Origin of the sequence: Streptomyces pallidus (ex Mingjun et al. 2026), assembly GCF_051550185.1 — a bacterium.
Taxonomy (GTDB): domain Bacteria; phylum Actinomycetota; class Actinomycetes; order Streptomycetales; family Streptomycetaceae; genus Streptomyces.
In genome coordinates this window covers 2,145,593-2,164,008 of record NZ_CP196181.1, presented here as the reverse complement: position 1 = coordinate 2,164,008, position 18,416 = coordinate 2,145,593, and the positions used below count along the sequence as shown (strand labels likewise).

Here is an 18,416-nt window from a genome sequence, read left to right as displayed (position 1 = left end):
CCGTGACCGGCTCGACACCCTTCCGCAGGCTTCGCCTCCGGAAGTCCGCTGATCCGGCGGAGACACCGGCGGGAGCCCCCGACCCGGAGACGGGCCAAGGAGCTCCCGGCGTGGCCGCCGAGCACTCCGACACCGCCGCGGCGGTCCCGGCGGCCGCGGAGTCCGGCGAAGGGAACCGGCAGCGGGCCGGAGCCCGTGGGCTGCAGGCCGTGAAGAGCGGTGTGCGCAAGGGCGGCGAAGGCGCCAGGGCCGCCGCCCTGTACATCGCGGACCGCATCATCGAGACCGCCCCGCGCATCCCGGTCCGGGACCTCGCGACCCTGCGGGCCCAGTTCCCGGGCCTCGGCCCCGACCAGCTGGCCGACAAGCTGATCGCCGGCGCCGCGAACGGCACGTCCACGGTGGGCGCGGGCATCGGTGCGGCGGCCATGCTGCCCGTGCCGCCCGCCATGCCGGTGGAGCTCGCCACGGAGATCACCGGCGTCGCCGCCATAGAGCTCAAGCTCGTCGCCGAGCTGCACGAGGTATACGGCCTGCGACCGCCCGGCAACGTCAAGGACCGCAGCCTCGCGTACCTGACCGCCTGGACCGAGGAGCGCGGCGTCGACCTCATGAGGCCGTCGACGCTGAACTCCGTCCTCGGCGGCCAGATGAAGCGCGAACTGCGCCAGCAGATCATGAAGCGGATGATCCGCAGCCTGCCGAACCTGATGCCGTTCATGGTGGGTGCGGCCGTCGGCGCGGTCATGAACCGCCGCGACACCCGCAGACTCGCCGAGAAGGTCCGTGCGGACCTGCGGACCCGGGCCGTGCCCTGGAACGCCCTGCCACCGCTTCCGCCGCTGCAGCTGCCCGCCCAGCGCCACCCCGAGGCCCCCGGCGACCCCGGGCCCGCCCTCGAAGGACCGCCGAGCGGGCACCAGGGCTGACACCGGCCCCGGCCCGGGAGCCCCGGCGCGCCGGGGCCGTCCGGCCGCTGCGGTCAGCCGCCGGCTCCCCTGGGGGTCAGCCGCCGGCCGGGGCAGCGGCCTTGGCCGCCCGGACCGCCGCGGCCAAGGCCTCGGGCTCCCGGGTGGAGAGGTACACGTACGGCGTCGGGTCGGCCGGGTCCGTCACCGGGATCCGCACCGCCGTCGGGACGTAGCTGCGCATCAGCATGAACGCACGGGTGTCCGCCTTGTACGTCCGCCAGGCGCGCGCCTCCTCCGCGTCCAGCACCTCCGGCTCGCCGAGAGCCGACACCGGGATCCGCGCGTCGCCGGCGGCCAGCGACCCGTTCACCACGCGCACCCGCGCGGAGCCGTACGAACTCACCAGCAGTCCCGCCAGCGCCACGCCGCCGATGAGCCCGGCCAGCAGCGGCAGCGTGCCCAGCGGCAGCAGCATCAGGGCGCCGGCCAGCCCGGTGAGGGCGGCGATGCCCCACCAGGCGCGGGGGGCGGTCAGGCGTTCGTCGTGGTGTGCGGGGGAGAGCTGCATGTCCTCAAGCCTGCCACGAGGCGACCGGCGGGTAGTGGCGCGGGTAAGGTCTGCGGCTGTGAGTGGACGAAACACAGCGTTGACGCCCCCGGACGATGCCGTGGCACCGGTCCGGCACCCCGAGGCCCCGGCACCCGGCGACCTGCTCGGCTCGCACTACGAGCACTGCTTCGGCTGCGGCGGGGACCAGCCGCACGGGCTCCATCTGGAGGCGCGGGCGGGCGACGGCGTGAGCGTCACCGCCGAGTTCACCGTCCGGCCCGCCCACCAGGGCGCCCCCGGCCTCGCGCACGGCGGCGTCCTGGCCACCGCGCTCGACGAGACGCTGGGTTCCCTGAACTGGCTGCTGCGCGTCATCGCGGTGACCGGGCGGCTGGAGACCGACTTCGTGCGGCCGGTGCCGGTCGGCACCGTTCTCCACCTGGCGGCCGAGGTGACCGCCGTCGCCGGCCGCAAGATCTACTGCACCGCGGTCGGCCGGATAGGCGGGCCCGACGGCCCCGTCGCCGTGCGCGCGGACGCGCTCTTCATAGAGGTGAAGGTCGACCACTTCATCGACAACGGTCGGCCCGAGGAGATCCGGGCGGTCATGGCCGACCCGGACCAGGTCAGGCGCGCACGCGCCTTCGAGGTGAACCCCTGATGGCTCAGAACAATCACGGCCCCCGTCACGAGATCGACGTGCTGATCAAGCGCGTCGACCCCGAGGTGCCCCTCCCCGCGTACGGCCACCCCGGCGACGCCGGCTGCGACCTGGTGACCACCGAGGCCGCCGAGCTCGCCCCCGGCGAGCGCACGGTGCTGCCCACCGGGGTCTCGATCGCCCTGCCCGACGGGTACGCGGCCTTCGTGCACCCGCGTTCGGGGCTCGCCGCCCGCTGCGGGCTCGCGCTCGTGAATGCCCCGGGGACGGTGGATGCCGGGTACCGTGGGGAGATCAAGGTGATCGTGGTCAATCTCGATCCGCGCGAGAGCGTCCGGTTCGAGCGCTTCGACCGCATTGCCCAGCTGGTTGTCCAGCGGGTCGAGAAGGTGCGCTTCCACGAGGTGGCGGAGCTTCCCGGCTCGGCGCGGGCCGACGGGGGGTTCGGCTCCACCGGAGGCCATGCGGCCGTGGCCGGAAACGGCGCTGGTCAGCAGGGTGGGAATGGCTACGCTTCGGTCGTATCCGACCGGGAAGGACAGTGACGTGTTCGGACGTCGCAAGAAGAACGACTCCGCCAAGGACGGCGGCGCGGCCGAGCAGGTCGTGGACGGCGTGGCTGCCGATGGCCAGGACGGCGAGGAGATCGACGCCGCCCCCCGCAGGGTGAACCTGCCGCCGGCCCCGCGACCCGACGGCCCGTGGGACGTCACCGAGGTGCCCGGTTCTCCGGCGGAGGGACGGGTCGACCTCGGCGGCATCCTCGTACCGGGTGTCGAGGGCATGGAGCTGCGCGTCGAGGTCGCCGGTGACGCGATCGTCGCCGCGACCGTCGTACTGGGCGACAGCGCCGTGCAGCTGCAGGCCTTCGCCGCACCCAAGAAGGAAGGCATCTGGGGCGAGGTCCGCGACGAGATCGCGGCCGGCATCGTCCAGCAGGGCGGCCTGATCGACGAGGTCGAGGGCCCGCTCGGCTGGGAGCTGCGCGCCCAGGTGCCCGTGCCGATGCCCGACGGCCAGACCGGTGCCCAGCTGGTCCGCTTCGTCGGCGTCGACGGTCCGCGCTGGTTCCTGCGCGGCGTGATCTCCGGCCAGGGCGCGGTGCGCCCCGAGTCGGCTGGCGTCCTGGAGGCCATCTTCCGGGACACCGTGATCGTCCGCGGCGAGGGCCCGATGGCTCCGCGCGACCCGATCGTGCTCAAGCTGCCGAACGACGCCCAGATGGTGCCGGACGGCGTGCAGACCGAGGACCAGGAGGGCTCCCGCTTCTCCGGCGGCATGGGCCAGCTGGAGCGCGGCCCGGAGATCACCGAGGTCCGCTGAACCCTGCGCTGCTGCCGCGGGCCGCGCCCCCTCGGGGTGCGGCCCGCAGCCGTATCCGGGGACGGGCGTCAGGGATCCGTCAGGGATGGGCGGACGACCGGCCAAAAGTGCGTGAACAGCACAAACGTCCTTGAGAATGAGCGCATGGCACGCGGCAAGCTTCGGATCTACCTCGGCGCGGCCCCCGGTGTGGGCAAGACGTACGCCATGCTGTCGGAGGCGCACCGCCGGGTGGAGCGCGGCACGGACTGCGCGGTCGGCTTCGTCGAGCACCACGGGCGGCCGCGCACGGAGCTCATGCTCCACGGGCTGGAGGTCGTCCCGGGCCGGGAGGTCGCGTACCGGGGCGCCCTGTTCCCCGAGATGGACGTGGACGCGGTGCTGGCGCGGCGGCCGGCCGTGGCGCTGGTGGACGAGCTGGCGCACACCAACGTCCCCGGCTCGCGGAACGCCAAGCGCTGGCAGGACGTCGAGGAACTGCTGCGGGCGGGCATCGACGTGGTCTCGACCGTGAACATCCAGCACCTGGAATCGCTGGGCGACGTCGTCGAGACGATCACGGGGGTGCGGCAGCGGGAGACGGTCCCGGACGAGGTGGTGCGGCGGGCCGACCAGATCGAGCTGGTCGACATGTCGCCGCAGGCCCTCAGGCGGCGCATGGCGCACGGCAACATCTACGCGCCGGACGAGGTCGACGCGGCGCTGTCGAACTACTTCCGGCCGGGCAACCTGACGGCGCTGCGCGAGCTGGCGCTGCTCTGGGTCGCGGACCGGGCGGACGAGTACCTCCAGGAGTACCGGGGCGAGCACGGCATCCGCGCCACCTGGCAGGCCCGGGAGCGCATCGTCGTCGGGCTGACCGGCGGCCCGGAGGGGCGCACGCTGATCAGGCGGGCGGCGCGGCTGGCGGAGAAGGGCGCCGGCGGCGAGGTCATGGCGGTGTACGTGGCCCGCAGCGACGGCCTGACCGCGGCCTCCCCGAAGGAGCTCGCGCTCCAGCGCACCCTCGTCGAGGACCTCGGCGGAACGTTTCACCATGTGATCGGCGACGACATCGCCACCGGCCTGCTGGAGTTCGCCGGCGGCGTCAACGCCACCCAGGTCGTGCTCGGCTCCAGCCGTCGCAGGCCCTGGCAGTACGTCTTCGGGCCCGGGGTGGGCGTCACCGTCGCCCGTGAGTCCGGACCCGACCTCGACGTGCACATCGTCACCCACGAGGAAGCCGCCAAGGGGCGCGGCCGCGGCCTGCCGGCGGCCCGCTCGGCCGCCCTGCTCGGCCGGACCCGGGTCGTCGCCGGCTGGGTGGTCGGCGTGGTCTGCCCGGCCCTGCTGGCGATCCTGCTCACGCACGTCGACGCCGACCCCGGCCTGGCCAACGAGATGCTGCTGTTCCTGGCGCTGACCGTGGCCGCGGCGCTGCTCGGCGGGCTCTATCCGGCGCTCGCCTCGGCCGCCTTCGGCTCCCTGCTGCTCAACTACTTCTTCGCGCCGCCGGTGCACCGCCTGACGATCTCCGACCCCAAGAACATCGTGGCCATCGCGGTCTTCTTCGGCGTCGCCGTCTCCGTCGCCTCGGTGGTCGACCTCGCCGCCCGCCGCACCCACCAGGCGGCCCGGCTGCGCGCCGAGTCCGAGGTCCTGTCCTTCCTCGCCGGGAGCGTGCTGCGCGGTGAGACCACGCTGGACGCGCTGCTGGAGCGGGTCCGCGAGACCTTCGCCATGGAGTCCGTGGCCCTGCTGGAGCGCGACGGCGACCGGGAGTCCTGGCGGCCGGCCGGCAGCGTCGGCCCGCACCCCGCGGCCCGCCCTGAGGAAGCCGACGTGGACATGCCGATCGGGGAGGGGATGGCGCTGGCCCTGTCCGGGCGGGTGCTGCCCGCCGAGGACCGCCGGGTGCTCGGCGCCTTCGCCGCCCAGGCCGCCGTCGTCCTGGACCGCGAGCGCCTCCTCGGGGAGGCCGAGGAGGCCCGCCGCCTCGCCGAGGGCAACCGGATCCGGACCGCGCTGCTGGCCGCCGTCAGCCACGACCTGCGGACCCCGCTCGCCGGGATCAAGGCCTCCGTGTCCTCCCTGCGCTCCGACGACGTGGAGTGGTCGGAGGAGGACCGGGCCGAGCTGCTGGAGGGCATCGAGAACGGCGCCGACCGGCTCGACCACCTCGTGGGCAACCTCCTCGACATGTCCCGCCTGCAGACCGGCACCGTCACCCCGCTGATCCGCGAGATCGACCTCGACGAGGTGGTCCCGATGGCCCTGGGCGGCGTACCCGAGGACAGCGTCGTCCTGGACGTTCCCGAAACGCTGCCGATGGTCGCGGTCGACCCGGGGCTGCTGGAGCGGGCCGTGGCGAACGTCGTGGAGAACGCCGTCAAGTACAGCCCGGCGCACGAGCCGGTCCTGGTGGCCGCCAGCCACCTCGGCGACCGGGTCGAGGTACGCGTCGTCGACCGCGGCCCCGGCGTCCCCGACGAGGCCAAGGAGCGCATCTTCGAACCCTTCCAGCGCCACGGCGACGCCCCGCGCGGGACGGGCGTCGGCCTCGGACTCGCCGTCGCCCGCGGTTTCACCGAGGCCATGGACGGCACGCTGGCCGCCGAGGACACTCCTGGTGGCGGGCTGACCATGGTGCTCACCCTGCGCGCCGCCCCGCGCGGGCGTGCGACGGCGCCCGACCGCGGGCTGGAGCCCCTACCGGCCGGGCCCGCCGGCTCCACCGGGCCCGCCGAGCCGGCCGGTCCCGCCGCCCGGCCCGCCGAACCGACCGACCCCATACGCCCCGTACGACAGAAAGCAGGACCTCCATGACCCGGGTGCTCGTGGTGGACGACGAGCCGCAGATCGTCCGAGCCCTCGTGATCAACCTCAAGGCGCGCAAGTACGAGGTGGACGCCGCCGCCGACGGGGCCGGCGCCCTGGAGCTCGCGGCCGCCCGCCACCCCGACGTGGTCGTCCTGGACCTCGGCCTGCCCGACATGGACGGCGTCGAGGTGATCAAGGGGCTGCGCGGCTGGACCCGGGTACCGATCCTGGTCCTGTCCGCCCGGCACAGCTCGGACGAGAAGGTCGAGGCCCTGGACGCCGGCGCCGACGACTACGTCACCAAGCCCTTCGGCATGGACGAGCTGCTGGCGCGGCTGCGCGCCGCCGTGCGCCGGGCCGAGCCCGTGGCCGGTGCCGGCGGGGAGGAGGTCGTCGTGGAGACCGACGGCTTCACCGTGGACCTGGCAGCGAAGAAGGCGGTGCGCGAGGGGCGCGACGTACGGCTCACGCCCACCGAGTGGCACCTGCTGGAGGTGCTCGTCCGCAACGCCGGGAAGCTGGTCGGCCAGAAGCAGCTGCTCCAGGAGGTGTGGGGCCCCTCGTACGGCACGGAGACGAACTACCTGCGCGTCTACATGGCGCAGTTGCGGCGCAAACTGGAGGCCGACCCCTCGCATCCGCGGCACTTCATCACGGAACCGGGCATGGGATACCGCTTCGAGAGGTAGTGGGGGCGCCGGTACGCTTCCTGGTATGAGTGCTGAACCGCGTCCCGAGAAGTCCGCCAAGCCGGTACGGCCGGCGGGCCGGTTCCGCCGGATGATCGAAAGGCTGTCCTCCTCCCAGGAGGAGCTGCATTCGGCGGAGCTGCAGGAGGACGCAGAAGCCGCGGGGTGCACGCGGATCTGCGATTCCCACGACCGCGAGATAGTCAAGGTCACCGGGACCCTGCGCACCGTCACCCTCCGGCCCCGCGCGGGCGTCCCCGCGCTGGAGGCGGAGCTCTTCGACGGATCCGCCGCGTTGGACGTGGTCTGGCTGGGACGTCGCTCGATCGTGGGAATCGAGCCGGGCCGCCGCATGATCGCCTCCGGCCGGATCGCCATGAGCCACGGCCGCCGGGTCCTCTTCAACCCGAAGTACGAACTCCGACCGCTCGGACAGGAGCAGTAACCGGTGACGTCACTCGACAAACCCCCGACGAACCCCGGGCAGCCCGCCCACGGGCCGGGGGGACCCCAGGGACAGGGGGCGGAAAACGCCGCAGACCAGAGCGCGGTGACCCAGGCGGCGCTCTTCGACGCCTTCGGGGGCATCCGGGGCACCGTGGAGACGATGCTCCCCGGCCTGCTCTTCGTGATGATCTACACGATCAACAAGGACGTGAAGATGTCCGCCATCGCGGCGGGCGCGGTCGCGGTCCTGCTGGTGGTCGTGCGCCTGCTGCGCAGGGACACCGTCAAGCACGCCTTCAGCGGGGTCTTCGGCGTGGGCGTGGGCGTGGCCTTCGCCCTCTTCACGGGCAGTGCCAAGGGCTTCTACCTGCCCGGCATGATCTACGGCGCCGGGCTGGGCGTGGCCTTCACGCTGTCCGCGCTCGTGGGGTTCCCGCTGTTGGGGGTGATCCTGGGGCCGGTGTTCAAGGAGAACATGTCCTGGCGGACCCGGAACCCCGGCCGCAAGAAGGCGTACACCAAGGCCAGCCTGGCCTGGGGCATCATCTTCCTCGCCAAGTACGCGATCCTCTTCCCGCTGTACTGGTGGGGCGACGCGACCCAGCTGGGCTGGCTGCTGATCGCGCTGAAGCTGCCGCCCATGGTGCTCGCCGTGTACTTCACGTGGGTGTTCCTCGCGAAGGCGCCGCCGCCGATCGACGTGATGGCGGAGTACGAGGCGGAGGAGGCCGCGCGGAAGGCGGCCAAGGCCGAGGCCGCGCGGGAGCGGGGCGCCTGACGGGCCGGGGGCCTCGCGGGTGTCGGCGGGCCTGACGGGCCGAGGGGCCTGACGGGCCCGACGGCTCGGGGAACACCTCCGGAGCACGCGAAGGGGCGGGCAGCCGATCGGCTGCCCGCCCCTTCGCACTCGTTCCTGCCCGGCCTACTGCCGAGGCGCCTGGAGCAGGTCCTCCAACTGGCCCTCGCGGGCCTGGGCGGCCACGAACAGCAGCTCGTCGCCCGGCTCCAGGGTCTCCTCCGCGTGCGGGGTCAGGACCCGGTTGCCGCGGATGATCGTGACCAGCGAGGTGTCCTCGGGCCAGTTGATCTCGCTGATCTGGGTGCCGGCGACCGGGGACTCCGCGGGCAGGGTCAGCTCGACCAGGTTGGCGTCGCCGTGGCTGAAGCGGAGCAGCCGCACCAGGTCGCCGACGCTGACGGCCTCCTCGACCAGGGCCGACATCAGGCGCGGCGTGGAGACGGCCACGTCGACGCCCCAGGCCTCGTTGAACAGCCACTCGTTCTTCGGGTTGTTCACGCGCGCCACGACGCGCGGCACCCCGTACTCGGTCTTGGCCAGCAGGGAGACGACCAGGTTGACCTTGTCGTCGCCGGTCGCCGCGATGACCACGTTGCAGCGCTGGAGCGCCGCCTCGTCCAGCGAGGTGATCTCGCAGGCGTCGGCCAGCAGCCACTCGGCCTGCGGCACCCGCTCCACCGAGATGGCGGTCGGGGCCTTGTCGACGAGGAGCACCTCGTGCCCGTTCTCCAGCAGCTCGCCCGCGATGGAACGGCCCACCGCGCCAGCTCCGGCGATCGCGACCCTCATGCGTGTGCCTCCTCGGGGCCCTCGGCGAAGGCCGCCTCGACCTTGTCGATCTCGTCCGTGCGCATCATCACGTGGACGAGGTCGCCCTCCTGCAGGACGGTCTGGGACGTCGGGAGCATGGCCTCGCCCAGGCGGGTGAGAAATGCCACGCGAACCCCCGTCTCCTCCTGCAGCTTGCTCACCTTGTGCCCGATCCAGGCCGGGGCGGTGTGCACCTCCGCGAGCTGCACCCCGCCGCTCGGGTCGCGCCACAGCGGCTCCGCGCCGGAGGGCAGGAGGCGGCGCAGCATCTGGTCGGCGGTCCACCGCACGGTGGCCACGGTGGGGATGCCGAGGCGCTGGTAGACCTCGGCGCGCCGGGGGTCGTAGATGCGGGCGGCGACGTTCTCGACACCGAACATCTCGCGGGCCACACGAGCGGCGATGATGTTGGAATTGTCACCACTGCTGACCGCGGCGAAGGCGCCCGCGTCCTCGATTCCGGCCTCGCGCAGCGTGTCCTGGTCGAAGCCGACCCCGGTGACCCGGCGGCCGCCGAACCCGGCTCCCAGCCGACGGAATGCGGTGGGGTCCTGGTCGATCACCGCGACCGTATGCCCCTGCTGTTCCAAGGTCTGCGCGAGGGCGGAGCCCACCCTTCCGCATCCCATAATGACGATGTGCACGGCCGTCCTTCCGGCTGTCAGCGCTCGCTGGTTCGCAGCCTCTTTGCATGCTCTGGCTTAACAGGGTCTCAGACCACCGCCCAAGCTACACACGGGTGGTCGCCCGTCGCAGCGCATCGCAGCTGCTGCCCGGGCGCACCACCGGCGCATCGGAGGTTCATTGCGCCGGAATACCGGCGGGGGGTTCGTCACCCCGATTTCGAACGCTTACGATCCTCTCCGTGTCCAAACTGACCGACCTGCCCAAACGGATCCTGATCGGCCGGGCGCTGCGAAGCGACCGCCTCGGGGAAACACTCCTCCCGAAGCGGATCGCCCTCCCCGTCTTCGCGTCCGACCCGCTCTCCTCGGTGGCCTATGCCCCCGGCGAGGTCCTGCTCGTTCTGTCCATCGCGGGCGTGTCGGCGTACCAGTTCAGCCCCTGGATCGCCGCCGCGGTCGTCGTGCTGATGTTCACCGTGGTCGCCTCGTACCGGCAGAACGTCCACGCCTACCCCAGCGGCGGCGGCGACTACGAGGTCGCCAACACCAACCTCGGCCCCAAGGCCGGCCTCACCGTCGCGAGCGCCCTGCTCGTCGACTACGTGCTGACCGTGGCCGTGTCGATCTCCTCCGGTGTGGAGAATCTCGGCTCCGCCGTGGATTTCGTGATCGAGCACAAGGTGCTCTCGGCGATCGTCATGATTCTTCTGCTCACGCTGATGAATCTGCGCGGTGTGAAGGAATCCGGGAAGCTCTTCGCCATCCCGACGTACGTGTTCGTCGGCGCCGTCTTCGCAATGATCATCTGGGGTGCCTGGCGCGGTCTCGTCGTCGGCGACACCATGGAGGCCCCCACCGCCCACCTGGAGATCAAACCCGAACACCAGGGCCTGGCCGGATTCGCCCTGGTCTTCCTGCTCCTGCGGGCCTTCTCCTCCGGCTGTGCCGCCCTGACCGGTGTCGAGGCGATCAGCAACGGCGTGCCCGCCTTCCGCAAGCCCAAGAGCAAGAACGCCGCCAGCACGCTGGCCCTCATGGGGCTCCTCGCGGTCACCATGTTCTGCGGGATCATCGGCCTGGCCATGGCCACCGACGTGCGGATGGCCGAGTCGCCCGCCACCAACCTGCTCGACAACGGTGTCCCCGTCGGCCCCGACTTCGTCCAGCACCCGGTGATCTCCCAGGTGGCCGAGGCCGTCTTCGGCAACGGCAGCCTCGCGTTCATCGTCCTGGCGACCGCCACCGCGCTCGTGCTGTTCCTGGCCGCCAACACCGCGTACAACGGCTTCCCGCTGCTCGGCTCGATCCTCGCCCAGGACCGCTACCTGCCGCGCCAGCTGCACACCCGCGGCGACCGGCTCGCGTTCTCCAACGGCATCGTGCTGCTGGCCGGCGCCGCCATGCTGCTCGTGTGGATCTACGACGCCGACTCCACCAAGCTGATCCAGCTCTACATCGTCGGCGTGTTCGTCTCCTTCACGCTCAGCCAGATCGGCATGGTCCGGCACTGGAACCGGCACCTGCGGACCGAACGCGACAGGTCCGCGCGCAACCGGATGATCCGCTCCCGCGCGATCAACACCTTCGGCGCGATCTTCACCGGCCTGGTCCTGGTCGTCGTCCTCGCCACGAAGTTCACGCACGGCGCGTGGGTCGCCCTGCTCGGCATGCTGATCTTCTACGGCACGATGACCGCGATCCGGAAGCACTACGACCGGGTCTCCGACGAGATCGCCGCGGCCGAAGGGCCGAGCGAGGACAGCGTCCGCCCCTCCCGCGTCCACTCGATCGTCCTGGTCTCCAAGGTCCACAAGCCCACGCTGCGCGCCCTGGCCTTCGCCAAGCTGACCCGCTCCGACACCCTCGAGGCGCTCAGCATCAGCGTCGACCCGGCCGAGACCAAGGCCCTGCGGGCCGAGTGGGAGCGGCGCGGGATCAACGTCCCGCTGAAGATCCTGGACTCCCCGTACCGCGAGATCACCCGCCCGGTGGTCGAGTACGTGAAGGGCCTGCGCAGCGAGAACCCGCGCGACGCCGTCAGCGTGTACATCCCGGAGTACGTCGTCGGACGCTGGTACGAGCACCTGCTGCACAACCAGAGCGCGCTCCGGCTCAAGGGCCGCCTGCTGTTCACGCCGGGCGTCATGGTCACGTCCGTCCCGTACCAGCTGCAGTCCTCCGAGGTCGCGAAGCGGCGGGCGAAGAAGCGCCAGGAGTGGAACGCCCCGGGTGCGGTGCGCCGCGGACCGGTGGACACGCCGCGCACGACGAAGACCGCGGGAAAGCAGTAGCAGTCCGTGGCGAACGGCCGGACGGGATCCACGTAGACTGGTGGGTCGGCCGTCCGGCCGTTCGCGCATGACCGGCCGTGCACGACCGACGCACACGCGAACACCCACCCGCACCCGCACCCTGGAGCAACCCCCACCATGACCGAGCAGAACGAGAAGCAGTCACTGGTCGGGGAGGAGTACGAGGTCGAGGTCGGCCCCGTCGCGCACGGCGGGCACTGCATCGCCCGGACCGACGACGGACGCGTCCTGTTCGTCCGCCACGCCCTCCCGGGCGAGAAGGTCGTCGCCAAGGTCACCGAGGGCGAGACGGACTCCCGCTTCCTGCGCGCGGACGCGGTACGGGTGGTGGAGGCGTCCAAGGACCGCGTCGAGGCCCCCTGCCCGTACGCCGGCCCCGGCAGGTGCGGTGGCTGCGACTGGCAGCACGCCAAGCCGGGCGCCCAGCGCCGACTCAAGGGCGAGGTCGTCGCCGAGCAGCTGCGCCGGCTCGCCGGGCTCACTCCGGAGGAGGCCGGCTGGGACGGCACGGTGGCCCCGGCCGAGGGCGACAAGCTCCCGGCCGGCCAGGTCCCGCAGTGGCGCACCCGCGTCCAGTACGCCGTGGACGAGGACGGCCGCGCCGGCCTGCGCAAGCACCGCTCGCACGACATCGAGCCGGTCGACCACTGCATGATCGCGGCCCCCGGCGTCTCGGAACTCGGCATCGAGAAGCGCGAGTGGCCGCAGATGGCGTCGGTGGAGGCCATCGCCGCCACCGGCTCGAACGACCGCCAGGTCGTCCTGACCCCCCGCCCCGGCGGCCGCCTGCCCCTGGTCGAGCTCGACAAGCCGGTCTCCGTCCTCCGCGTGGAGGAGAAGGACGGCGGCGTCCACCGCGTCCACGGCCGCCCCTTCGTCCGCGAGCGCGCCGACGGCCGTACCTACCGCGTCGGCATGGGCGGCTTCTGGCAGGTCCACCCGCAGGCCGCCGACACCCTGATCCGCGCCGTCATGCAGGGCCTGATGCCGCGCAAGGGCGAGATGGCCCTGGACCTCTACTGCGGCGTCGGCATCTTCGCCGGAGCCCTCGCCGAACGCCTCGGCGAGACCGGCGCCGTCCTCGGCATCGAGTCGACGAAGCGCGCGGTGGAGGACGCCCGCCACAACCTGGCCGACTTCCCCCGGGTCCGCATCGAGCAGGGCAAGGTCGAGTCGGTCCTCCCCCGGACCGGCATCACGGAGTGCGACCTGGTCGTCCTGGACCCGCCGCGCGCCGGCGCCGGCAAGCAGACGGTCCGCCACGTGGCGTCCCTCTCGGCCCGCCGCATCGCGTACGTGGCCTGCGACCCGGCGGCCCTGGCCCGCGACCTGTCGTACTTCGCGGAGGCGGGCTACAAGCCCCGCACCCTCCGCGTCTTCGATCTCTTCCCGATGACCCACCACGTCGAGTGCGTCGCGATCCTGGAGCCCGCCGAAAAGGGCCGCTGACCTGGCGTTTCTCTGAGTGTGCGTTATGGGCGTTACGTGCGTCAGGTGCGATATCTCGACGCATATCTGACGCACGTGACGCACGAAAAGGGTGGATTCTGACGGGTCGTCATGCTCGCTTGGCGACCGCCAGGTGGAGCCCTCGGCTGTGGGACGGTAGGCGTCTTGAGGTGGCTGGGGCACTGGCTGCGGAACTGTTGGCTGCCCCTGCCCCATCCGCTTCTCGGTAGTGACGTTCTGTGACGCTTGGCGGAGTGTCCGGTCCGTGTTGTGTCAGGGGCCGTAGGGGCTCCAGTGCCCGAGAAAGGGCCTGAGGTCGTCGGCTCGCGGTTCGCGGATGTCGGGCAGTCGGGGCGGTGTGCTCAGGGGTCGAGGTGCTCCACGCGTGCTGCTGCCCAGTCGATCCATGCTTCGGCTTCGGTTCTGCTCTGCCCCGGGGGCATGGTCTCGACTCGGGCGCGTACGGCGCTCACGTACTCCGCGCGTCGGGTGGCGTGGCGCCATGTGGCTTCCTGCGCCTCGAAGTGTCTGACGCAGTATGCCTAGGCATACTGGACGCGTGCTTCTTCCATGGCGGCTTCCCAGCGGATGCGCTTCTGGCGGGCCGCTTCGATCTCGTTGAACGACCTAGCGCCCGCCTAGGGGGTGTCCGAACCGGGAGCCGGTGGTGTGTTCGCTTTGACGCAAGGGGGCGAAGGCGCCTGGTGCTTACCGATGCAGGTGATCTTCGTCGGTGGCGAGGGATGTCAAGCGTGCTGCCCAGGGCGGGTCGGCGCCGGGGACGGAGCAGGTGAGGGCAGCCACGTGTGCGGCGAAGGAGCAGGCGTTGGCGGTGTCATCGAGGGTCAGGGTGTCGAGTCGGCCGCCGAGGTGACCGAGTGTGGTGAGGCGGTGGAGCAGCCCGGCGGTGAAGGAGTCGCCGGCGCCGACGGTGTCGACGACTTCGACGGCCGGTGCGGGGACGGTGACGCGGTGGCCGTCGAGGGAGGCGAGGGCGCCGCGGCTGCCGAGGGTGATGACGACGAGACGGGCTCCGGCCTCGTGCCAGGTGTCGCAGGCCTGCTCGGGAGTGGCTCCGGGAAGAAGCAGGGCGAGGTCGTCTTCGCTGAGACGGAGTATGTCGGCGAGGGCGCACCAGCGGTGGAGTCGCCTGCGATAGGCGGCGGGCGGCACGAGCAGGGGACGGACATTGGGGTCGATGGAAACGCTGGCGTGCTCGCGTGCGTCGGCGAGGTGGTCCTCGATGTGGCTTCCGCCGGGCCGGCGGATCAGTGCCAGGGACCCGGTGTGCAGGGCGGCGGTGTGCCCGTCCGGTGCGGTGGTCAGTTCGTCGGGACTCCACTGCCAGTCGGCGGCACCGTCGGCGAAGAACGAGTAGGTGGCCTGGCCGGCCTCGTCGAGGTGGGCGATGGCGAGGGTGCTGGGCTCGGGGGCGTTCACGCTGTCGGTCAGGTCGACGCCGGAGGCGGTGAGGTGGTTGCGGAAGAGGGTGCCGAAGACGTCGTGGGAGATGCGGGCAAGGAAGCGGGTGGGAGTGCCGAGCCGGGCGAGGGCGACAGCCGTGTTGGCGGGGCCGCCGCCGGGGAGGACGTTCAAGGCGAGTTGGGCGCGGACGGATTGGGAAGCGTCGGTGAAGGCGTCGGCGACGCATTCGCCGATGACGGTGATGCCGCAGGTGGCCGTGCTCATGAAGTGTCTCTCTGCGGGGATGGACGTGGGGTGCGCACGCAGGTGCGGGTGCTCGGTCGGTGGGTCAGCCCTTGACGGCGGAGCTGGCGACGCTCTGGACGAACCACCGCTGGAAGAAGGCGAAGACGATCAGGACGGGCAGGACGAGCAGGACGCCGAAGGCGAGGACCTGGCCCCAGTCGACGGGCGTCTGTCCCTGGAAGACGCTCAGTTCCAGCGGCAGGGGGCGGACCGAGGGATCGGAGACCATGAGGACGGGCCAGAGGAAGGAGCCCCACTGGGTGAGGAAGGTCAGGATGGCGACCGAGGCGAAGACCGGCTTCGACATCGGGACGATGATCGCGAAGAAGGTGCGCCAGGGGCCGGCGCCGTCGATGCGGGCCGCCTCTTCGATGCTGGGCGGGATGGCCCGGAAGAAGGTGGCGAACTGGTAGATGGAGAAGGCGTTGGCGATGAAGGGGATCGCCTGCATGTAGATGGTGTTGCGCTGGCTGTTGAACATGTAGAACAGCGGCACCGCCACCGCTTCGAACGGGACCAGCATCAGCAGCAGGACGAGGGCGAAGACGACGCCCTGACCTTTCCAGCGCAGGCGGGTCAGCCCGTAGGCGGCCATGGAGTTGACGATCAGGCCGCCGAGGACGACGACGGTGGACAGCAGCAGGGAGATGCCCATGAAGCGCCAGAAGTAGCCGGTGGCGTCCGAGTCGAAGCTGTCCAGGACGGCGCTGTAGTTGTCGAAGGAGAGGTGGGTGGGCAGGAAGCCGGTGAGGCCGCTCAGGACTTCGTCGGAGGGCTTGAAGCTGCCGAGGATCAGGTAGAGGACGGGCAGGACGAAGACGAAGGACAGCACGCTCAGGACGGCGTAGTCGAGGAAGCGGCGCAGGGAGTTTCGGGTCCGGGCCATGGGGATCAGTCCTCGTTGCCGGTGCGGACGACGCGGCGCTGGATGAGGGTCAGGGCGACGACGATCAGGAAGAAGACGACGGTGATCGCGGACGCCTGGCCGATGTTGTTCTGGTCGAAGGCGGTGGTGACGGCCTGGTACATCACGGTGCGGGTGGCGTCCTCGTCGAGTCCGCCGCCCTTGACGAGGACGTAGACCTGGTCGAAGACGCGGAAGGACAGCACCGAGGTGAGCATGGCGACGAAGGCGAGGGTGCCGCGGATGCCGGGCAGGGTGACGTGGCGGAACTGCTGCCAGCGGGAGGCCCGGTCGAGTTCGGCGGCCTCGTAGAGCTCGCCGGGGATCTGCTGGAGTCCTGCGAGGAGGATGACCATCTGGAAGCCGACACCTTGCCAGATGGACAGCACGATGATCGAGGCCATGGCGGTCAGACCGTCGCCGAGCCAGTCGAAGGCCCCCCAGTTGCCGAAACTCACCGCGTCCAAGGCGGAGTTGAGCAGGCCGTCGCCGCTGCGGGCGAGGATGAGCCGCCAGATGACGGCGACCAGGGCCATGGGGAAGACGACCGGCAGGAAGAACAGCGACCGGAAGACGCCGATGGCCTTGAGTTTGCGGTTGAGCAGGATCGCGAGTGCCAGCGCGAGCCCGGTCTGTACGGGGACCACGACCACGGTGAAGGTGAGGTTGTTCAGCAGGGCCCGCAGGAACGGGCCGGACATGTCGGGGTCGGTGAACAGGCGCCGGTACTGCTCGATGCCGAAGAAGCGGGGCTGCAGCGGGGAGCCGAGGCGGACGTTGTAGAAGGAGAGCACGACCGCGTAGACGAAAGGTACGCCGACGAAGGCGATCAGTCCGCCGAGGGCGGGCGCGGACATGAGCAGTCCGCGCAGCCAGTCGCGGTTCCTGCGCCCGGGTCGTATGCGCGTCCGGAAGGTCGATGGCGGGGTCGGTTTCCTGCCTGCGGGGGCGGCGGGTGCGGGGCTCAGGGTGGTCACGGTAGGGGTCCTCTCCCGGCTGCTGGATGCCGGCTATGGCGACTGACCGCCGGCTACGGCAGCTTGTAGCCGTCGTTGTCCGAGAAGTCCTGGCCGATGGCGCGGGCGGCCTTCTCGAGGGCGGCCTTCGGATCGGCCCCGCCGTAGACGCCGGACAGCGCCTGGCTGAACTTGGCGGTGACCGTGGGGTATCCGGCGGTGACCGGGCGGGTCACGGCGACGCAGGACCTGTCGCTCCGGGAGTCGCCGCAGGGCTTGGCGAGTTGGTCGGCGAAGAGCTGGAGCGGGCCGCCCTGCTTGTACAGGTCGCTCTTGGCGAGCACGGACGTGGTCCCGGGAGGGGCACCGTTGGCCGTGGTCATCGCGGTGACGTTGGTGTCGTTGAGGAGGGAGTCGAGGAAGGCACCGGCGGCCTTGCCGTTCTTGGTGTTGGCGCCGATGCCCCACTGCCAGGAGCCCTGACCGGTCTTGGGGCCGTTACCGAAGTCGGGCAGCGGCAGGACGACCAGGTCGTCGCCGAGGGCCTTGCTGTAGGTGGGGTACATCCAGTGGCCGACCCAGCTCAGGGCAACGCGGCCCTTGGCGAAGGCGTTGCCGTCGGTGTTGGGGTCGGTGTACTTCTTCCAGCCCTGGAACGTCTTCAGCGCCGACGCCACCGCCGGTGTGTCCAGGACGCCTTCCGCCTTGCCGTTCTCCAGCAGCGAGCCGCCGGCCGACCAGACGATCGGGGCGAAGCCGTAGGTGCCCCATTCGTTGGCGTAGCCGCCGCTCTCCTGGAGGTCCAGGCTCTTGCCGTCGGAGTCCTTGGCGGCGAGGTTCGTGACGGCGGCTGTGAACTCGGCCGCGGTCCAGTCGTCGGACAGCCCCGTGGGGTACTTGATCCCGGCCGCGTCCAGAAGCTTCTTGTTGCCGTAGATACCGAGCCCGGAGTCGTACATGCCCAGGCCGTAGTGCTTGCCGTTGATCTCGCCCTGGGCCTTGATGGCGTCCGTGGCATTGGCCATGGTCTGGACGGAAACGTGGTCGTCGATCGCGGCGAGCTTCTTGTTGTAGACGAAGTTCGCCATGGTCGGACCGTCGAACTCCATCACGTCCGGCAGCTTGGAGGCGTCGGTCGCGGTGAGGGTCTTGGTGTAGTCGGTGTCCGGAATCAGGGTCAGCTTGACCTTGACCTTGTTCTGGGAGGAGTTGAACGACTCCACCGCGTTCTGCAGGGCGGTCGACTCACCGGCCTGGCCCTGGTGGGCCCAGACGGTGATGGTGCCGGTGCCGCTCCCGGCCTCGGCGGAGGTGTCGGCAGGGCCGCCCGGCCCGCATGCGGCCAGCGCCACCAGGGGGGCCAGGGCCAGGCCCGTACATGCGGTGCGGCGGTACTTTCTGCTGATTGAACTCATGGCTGTGCCTCCGTGCTGGGGGGAGTTCGAGGTGCTGTCGTGCTTACCGGGCGTG

General features: G+C 71.2%; 17 protein-coding genes. 10 read left to right on the top strand and 7 right to left on the bottom strand.

Going from position 1 to position 18,416, the window contains the following annotated elements:
- Window positions 1-2: 2 nt before the first annotated feature.
- Window positions 3-929, top strand: coding sequence for a hypothetical protein (locus ACSHWO_RS09195; protein ID WP_438311077.1), 927 nt, complete (start codon window positions 3-5; stop codon window positions 927-929).
- Between the two features lie 76 nt (window positions 930-1,005).
- Here ACSHWO_RS09195 and ACSHWO_RS09190 read toward each other — a convergent pair whose 3' ends face one another.
- A complete protein-coding gene (locus ACSHWO_RS09190; RefSeq protein ID WP_361093795.1) occupies window positions 1,006-1,479 on the bottom strand; it encodes a DUF3093 domain-containing protein in 474 nt (157 codons plus the stop codon).
- A gap of 58 nt (window positions 1,480-1,537) precedes the next feature.
- Here ACSHWO_RS09190 and ACSHWO_RS09185 point away from each other — a divergent pair, with 58 nt between their 5' ends.
- From ACSHWO_RS09185 to ACSHWO_RS09155, 7 genes are all read left to right on the top strand, one after another.
- Window positions 1,538-2,122, top strand: coding sequence for a PaaI family thioesterase (locus tag ACSHWO_RS09185; protein WP_385843874.1), 585 nt, complete (start codon window positions 1,538-1,540; stop codon window positions 2,120-2,122).
- Entirely contained in the window at window positions 2,122-2,667 is a 546-nt protein-coding gene (gene dut / locus ACSHWO_RS09180; RefSeq protein ID WP_361093789.1) for a dUTP diphosphatase, read from the top strand. The genes ACSHWO_RS09185 and dut overlap by 1 nt, the downstream gene beginning before the upstream one ends.
- 1 nt (window position 2,668) lies before the next feature.
- On the top strand, window positions 2,669-3,445 hold the full coding sequence (locus ACSHWO_RS09175) for a DUF3710 domain-containing protein (protein ID WP_361093785.1): 777 nt from the start codon (window positions 2,669-2,671) through the stop codon (window positions 3,443-3,445).
- A 144-nt stretch (window positions 3,446-3,589) separates the two neighbouring features.
- A complete protein-coding gene (locus tag ACSHWO_RS09170) occupies window positions 3,590-6,250 on the top strand; it encodes an ATP-binding protein (protein WP_438311074.1) in 2,661 nt (886 codons plus the stop codon).
- Window positions 6,247-6,933, top strand: a complete 687-nt coding sequence (locus ACSHWO_RS09165; protein WP_361093779.1) for a response regulator — start codon at window positions 6,247-6,249, stop codon at window positions 6,931-6,933. The genes ACSHWO_RS09170 and ACSHWO_RS09165 overlap by 4 nt, the downstream gene beginning before the upstream one ends.
- Before the next feature lie 25 nt (window positions 6,934-6,958).
- Complete coding sequence (locus tag ACSHWO_RS09160; protein WP_361093776.1) at window positions 6,959-7,378, top strand: OB-fold nucleic acid binding domain-containing protein; 420 nt, start codon at window positions 6,959-6,961, stop codon at window positions 7,376-7,378.
- Between the two features lie 3 nt (window positions 7,379-7,381).
- Complete coding sequence (locus tag ACSHWO_RS09155; RefSeq protein ID WP_361093773.1) at window positions 7,382-8,158, top strand: DUF3159 domain-containing protein; 777 nt, start codon at window positions 7,382-7,384, stop codon at window positions 8,156-8,158.
- A 144-nt stretch (window positions 8,159-8,302) separates the two neighbouring features.
- Here ACSHWO_RS09155 and ACSHWO_RS09150 read toward each other — a convergent pair whose 3' ends face one another.
- Complete coding sequence (locus ACSHWO_RS09150) at window positions 8,303-8,968, bottom strand: potassium channel family protein (protein ID WP_361093770.1); 666 nt, start codon at window positions 8,966-8,968, stop codon at window positions 8,303-8,305.
- Entirely contained in the window at window positions 8,965-9,633 is a 669-nt protein-coding gene (locus tag ACSHWO_RS09145; protein WP_361093767.1) for a potassium channel family protein, read from the bottom strand. The genes ACSHWO_RS09150 and ACSHWO_RS09145 overlap by 4 nt, the downstream gene beginning before the upstream one ends.
- A gap of 221 nt (window positions 9,634-9,854) precedes the next feature.
- Between ACSHWO_RS09145 and ACSHWO_RS09140 the strand changes: the two genes are divergently transcribed.
- Together ACSHWO_RS09140 and ACSHWO_RS09135 are read left to right on the top strand one after the other, a co-directional pair.
- On the top strand, window positions 9,855-11,906 hold the full coding sequence (locus ACSHWO_RS09140) for an APC family permease (RefSeq protein WP_385843848.1): 2,052 nt from the start codon (window positions 9,855-9,857) through the stop codon (window positions 11,904-11,906).
- Between the two features lie 138 nt (window positions 11,907-12,044).
- A complete protein-coding gene (locus tag ACSHWO_RS09135) occupies window positions 12,045-13,376 on the top strand; it encodes a class I SAM-dependent RNA methyltransferase (protein ID WP_438311067.1) in 1,332 nt (443 codons plus the stop codon).
- A gap of 708 nt (window positions 13,377-14,084) precedes the next feature.
- Here the strand turns inward: ACSHWO_RS09135 and ACSHWO_RS09130 are convergent.
- The 4 genes from ACSHWO_RS09130 to ACSHWO_RS09115 all read right to left on the bottom strand — a co-directional run bounded on the left by ACSHWO_RS09130 (window position 14,085) and on the right by ACSHWO_RS09115 (window position 18,361).
- Window positions 14,085-15,065 carry a carbohydrate kinase family protein gene (locus tag ACSHWO_RS09130; protein WP_438311065.1) on the bottom strand — a complete coding sequence of 327 codons (981 nt, stop codon included), beginning with the start codon at window positions 15,063-15,065 and terminating at the stop codon, window positions 14,085-14,087.
- Window positions 15,066-15,129: 64 nt separating this feature from the next.
- Window positions 15,130-15,972: a carbohydrate ABC transporter permease gene (locus ACSHWO_RS09125; protein WP_438311060.1), complete on the bottom strand. Its 843-nt coding sequence runs from the start codon at window positions 15,970-15,972 to the stop codon at window positions 15,130-15,132.
- 5 nt (window positions 15,973-15,977) lie between these two features.
- Window positions 15,978-16,967, bottom strand: a complete 990-nt coding sequence (locus ACSHWO_RS09120; protein ID WP_438311057.1) for a carbohydrate ABC transporter permease — start codon at window positions 16,965-16,967, stop codon at window positions 15,978-15,980.
- Between the two features lie 53 nt (window positions 16,968-17,020).
- Complete coding sequence (locus tag ACSHWO_RS09115) at window positions 17,021-18,361, bottom strand: ABC transporter substrate-binding protein (RefSeq protein WP_438311055.1); 1,341 nt, start codon at window positions 18,359-18,361, stop codon at window positions 17,021-17,023.
- Window positions 18,362-18,416: the final 55 nt, after the last annotated feature.

What these genes read in the sequence shown, in the direction of transcription:
- ACSHWO_RS09190 (WP_361093795.1), bottom strand. Translation starts at nt 1,479, where the DNA reads ATGCAGCTCTCCCCCGCACACCACGACGAACGCCTGACCGCCCCCCGC.
- dut (WP_361093789.1), top strand. Translation starts at nt 2,122, where the DNA reads ATGGCTCAGAACAATCACGGCCCCCGTCACGAGATCGACGTGCTGATC.
- ACSHWO_RS09170 (WP_438311074.1), top strand. Translation starts at nt 3,590, where the DNA reads ATGGCACGCGGCAAGCTTCGGATCTACCTCGGCGCGGCCCCCGGTGTG.
- ACSHWO_RS09165 (WP_361093779.1), top strand. Translation starts at nt 6,247, where the DNA reads ATGACCCGGGTGCTCGTGGTGGACGACGAGCCGCAGATCGTCCGAGCC.
- ACSHWO_RS09160 (WP_361093776.1), top strand. Translation starts at nt 6,959, where the DNA reads ATGAGTGCTGAACCGCGTCCCGAGAAGTCCGCCAAGCCGGTACGGCCG.
- ACSHWO_RS09150 (WP_361093770.1), bottom strand. Translation starts at nt 8,968, where the DNA reads ATGAGGGTCGCGATCGCCGGAGCTGGCGCGGTGGGCCGTTCCATCGCG.
- ACSHWO_RS09135 (WP_438311067.1), top strand. Translation starts at nt 12,045, where the DNA reads ATGACCGAGCAGAACGAGAAGCAGTCACTGGTCGGGGAGGAGTACGAG.
- ACSHWO_RS09130 (WP_438311065.1), bottom strand. Translation starts at nt 15,065, where the DNA reads ATGAGCACGGCCACCTGCGGCATCACCGTCATCGGCGAATGCGTCGCC.
- ACSHWO_RS09125 (WP_438311060.1), bottom strand. Translation starts at nt 15,972, where the DNA reads ATGGCCCGGACCCGAAACTCCCTGCGCCGCTTCCTCGACTACGCCGTC.
- ACSHWO_RS09115 (WP_438311055.1), bottom strand. Translation starts at nt 18,361, where the DNA reads ATGAGTTCAATCAGCAGAAAGTACCGCCGCACCGCATGTACGGGCCTG.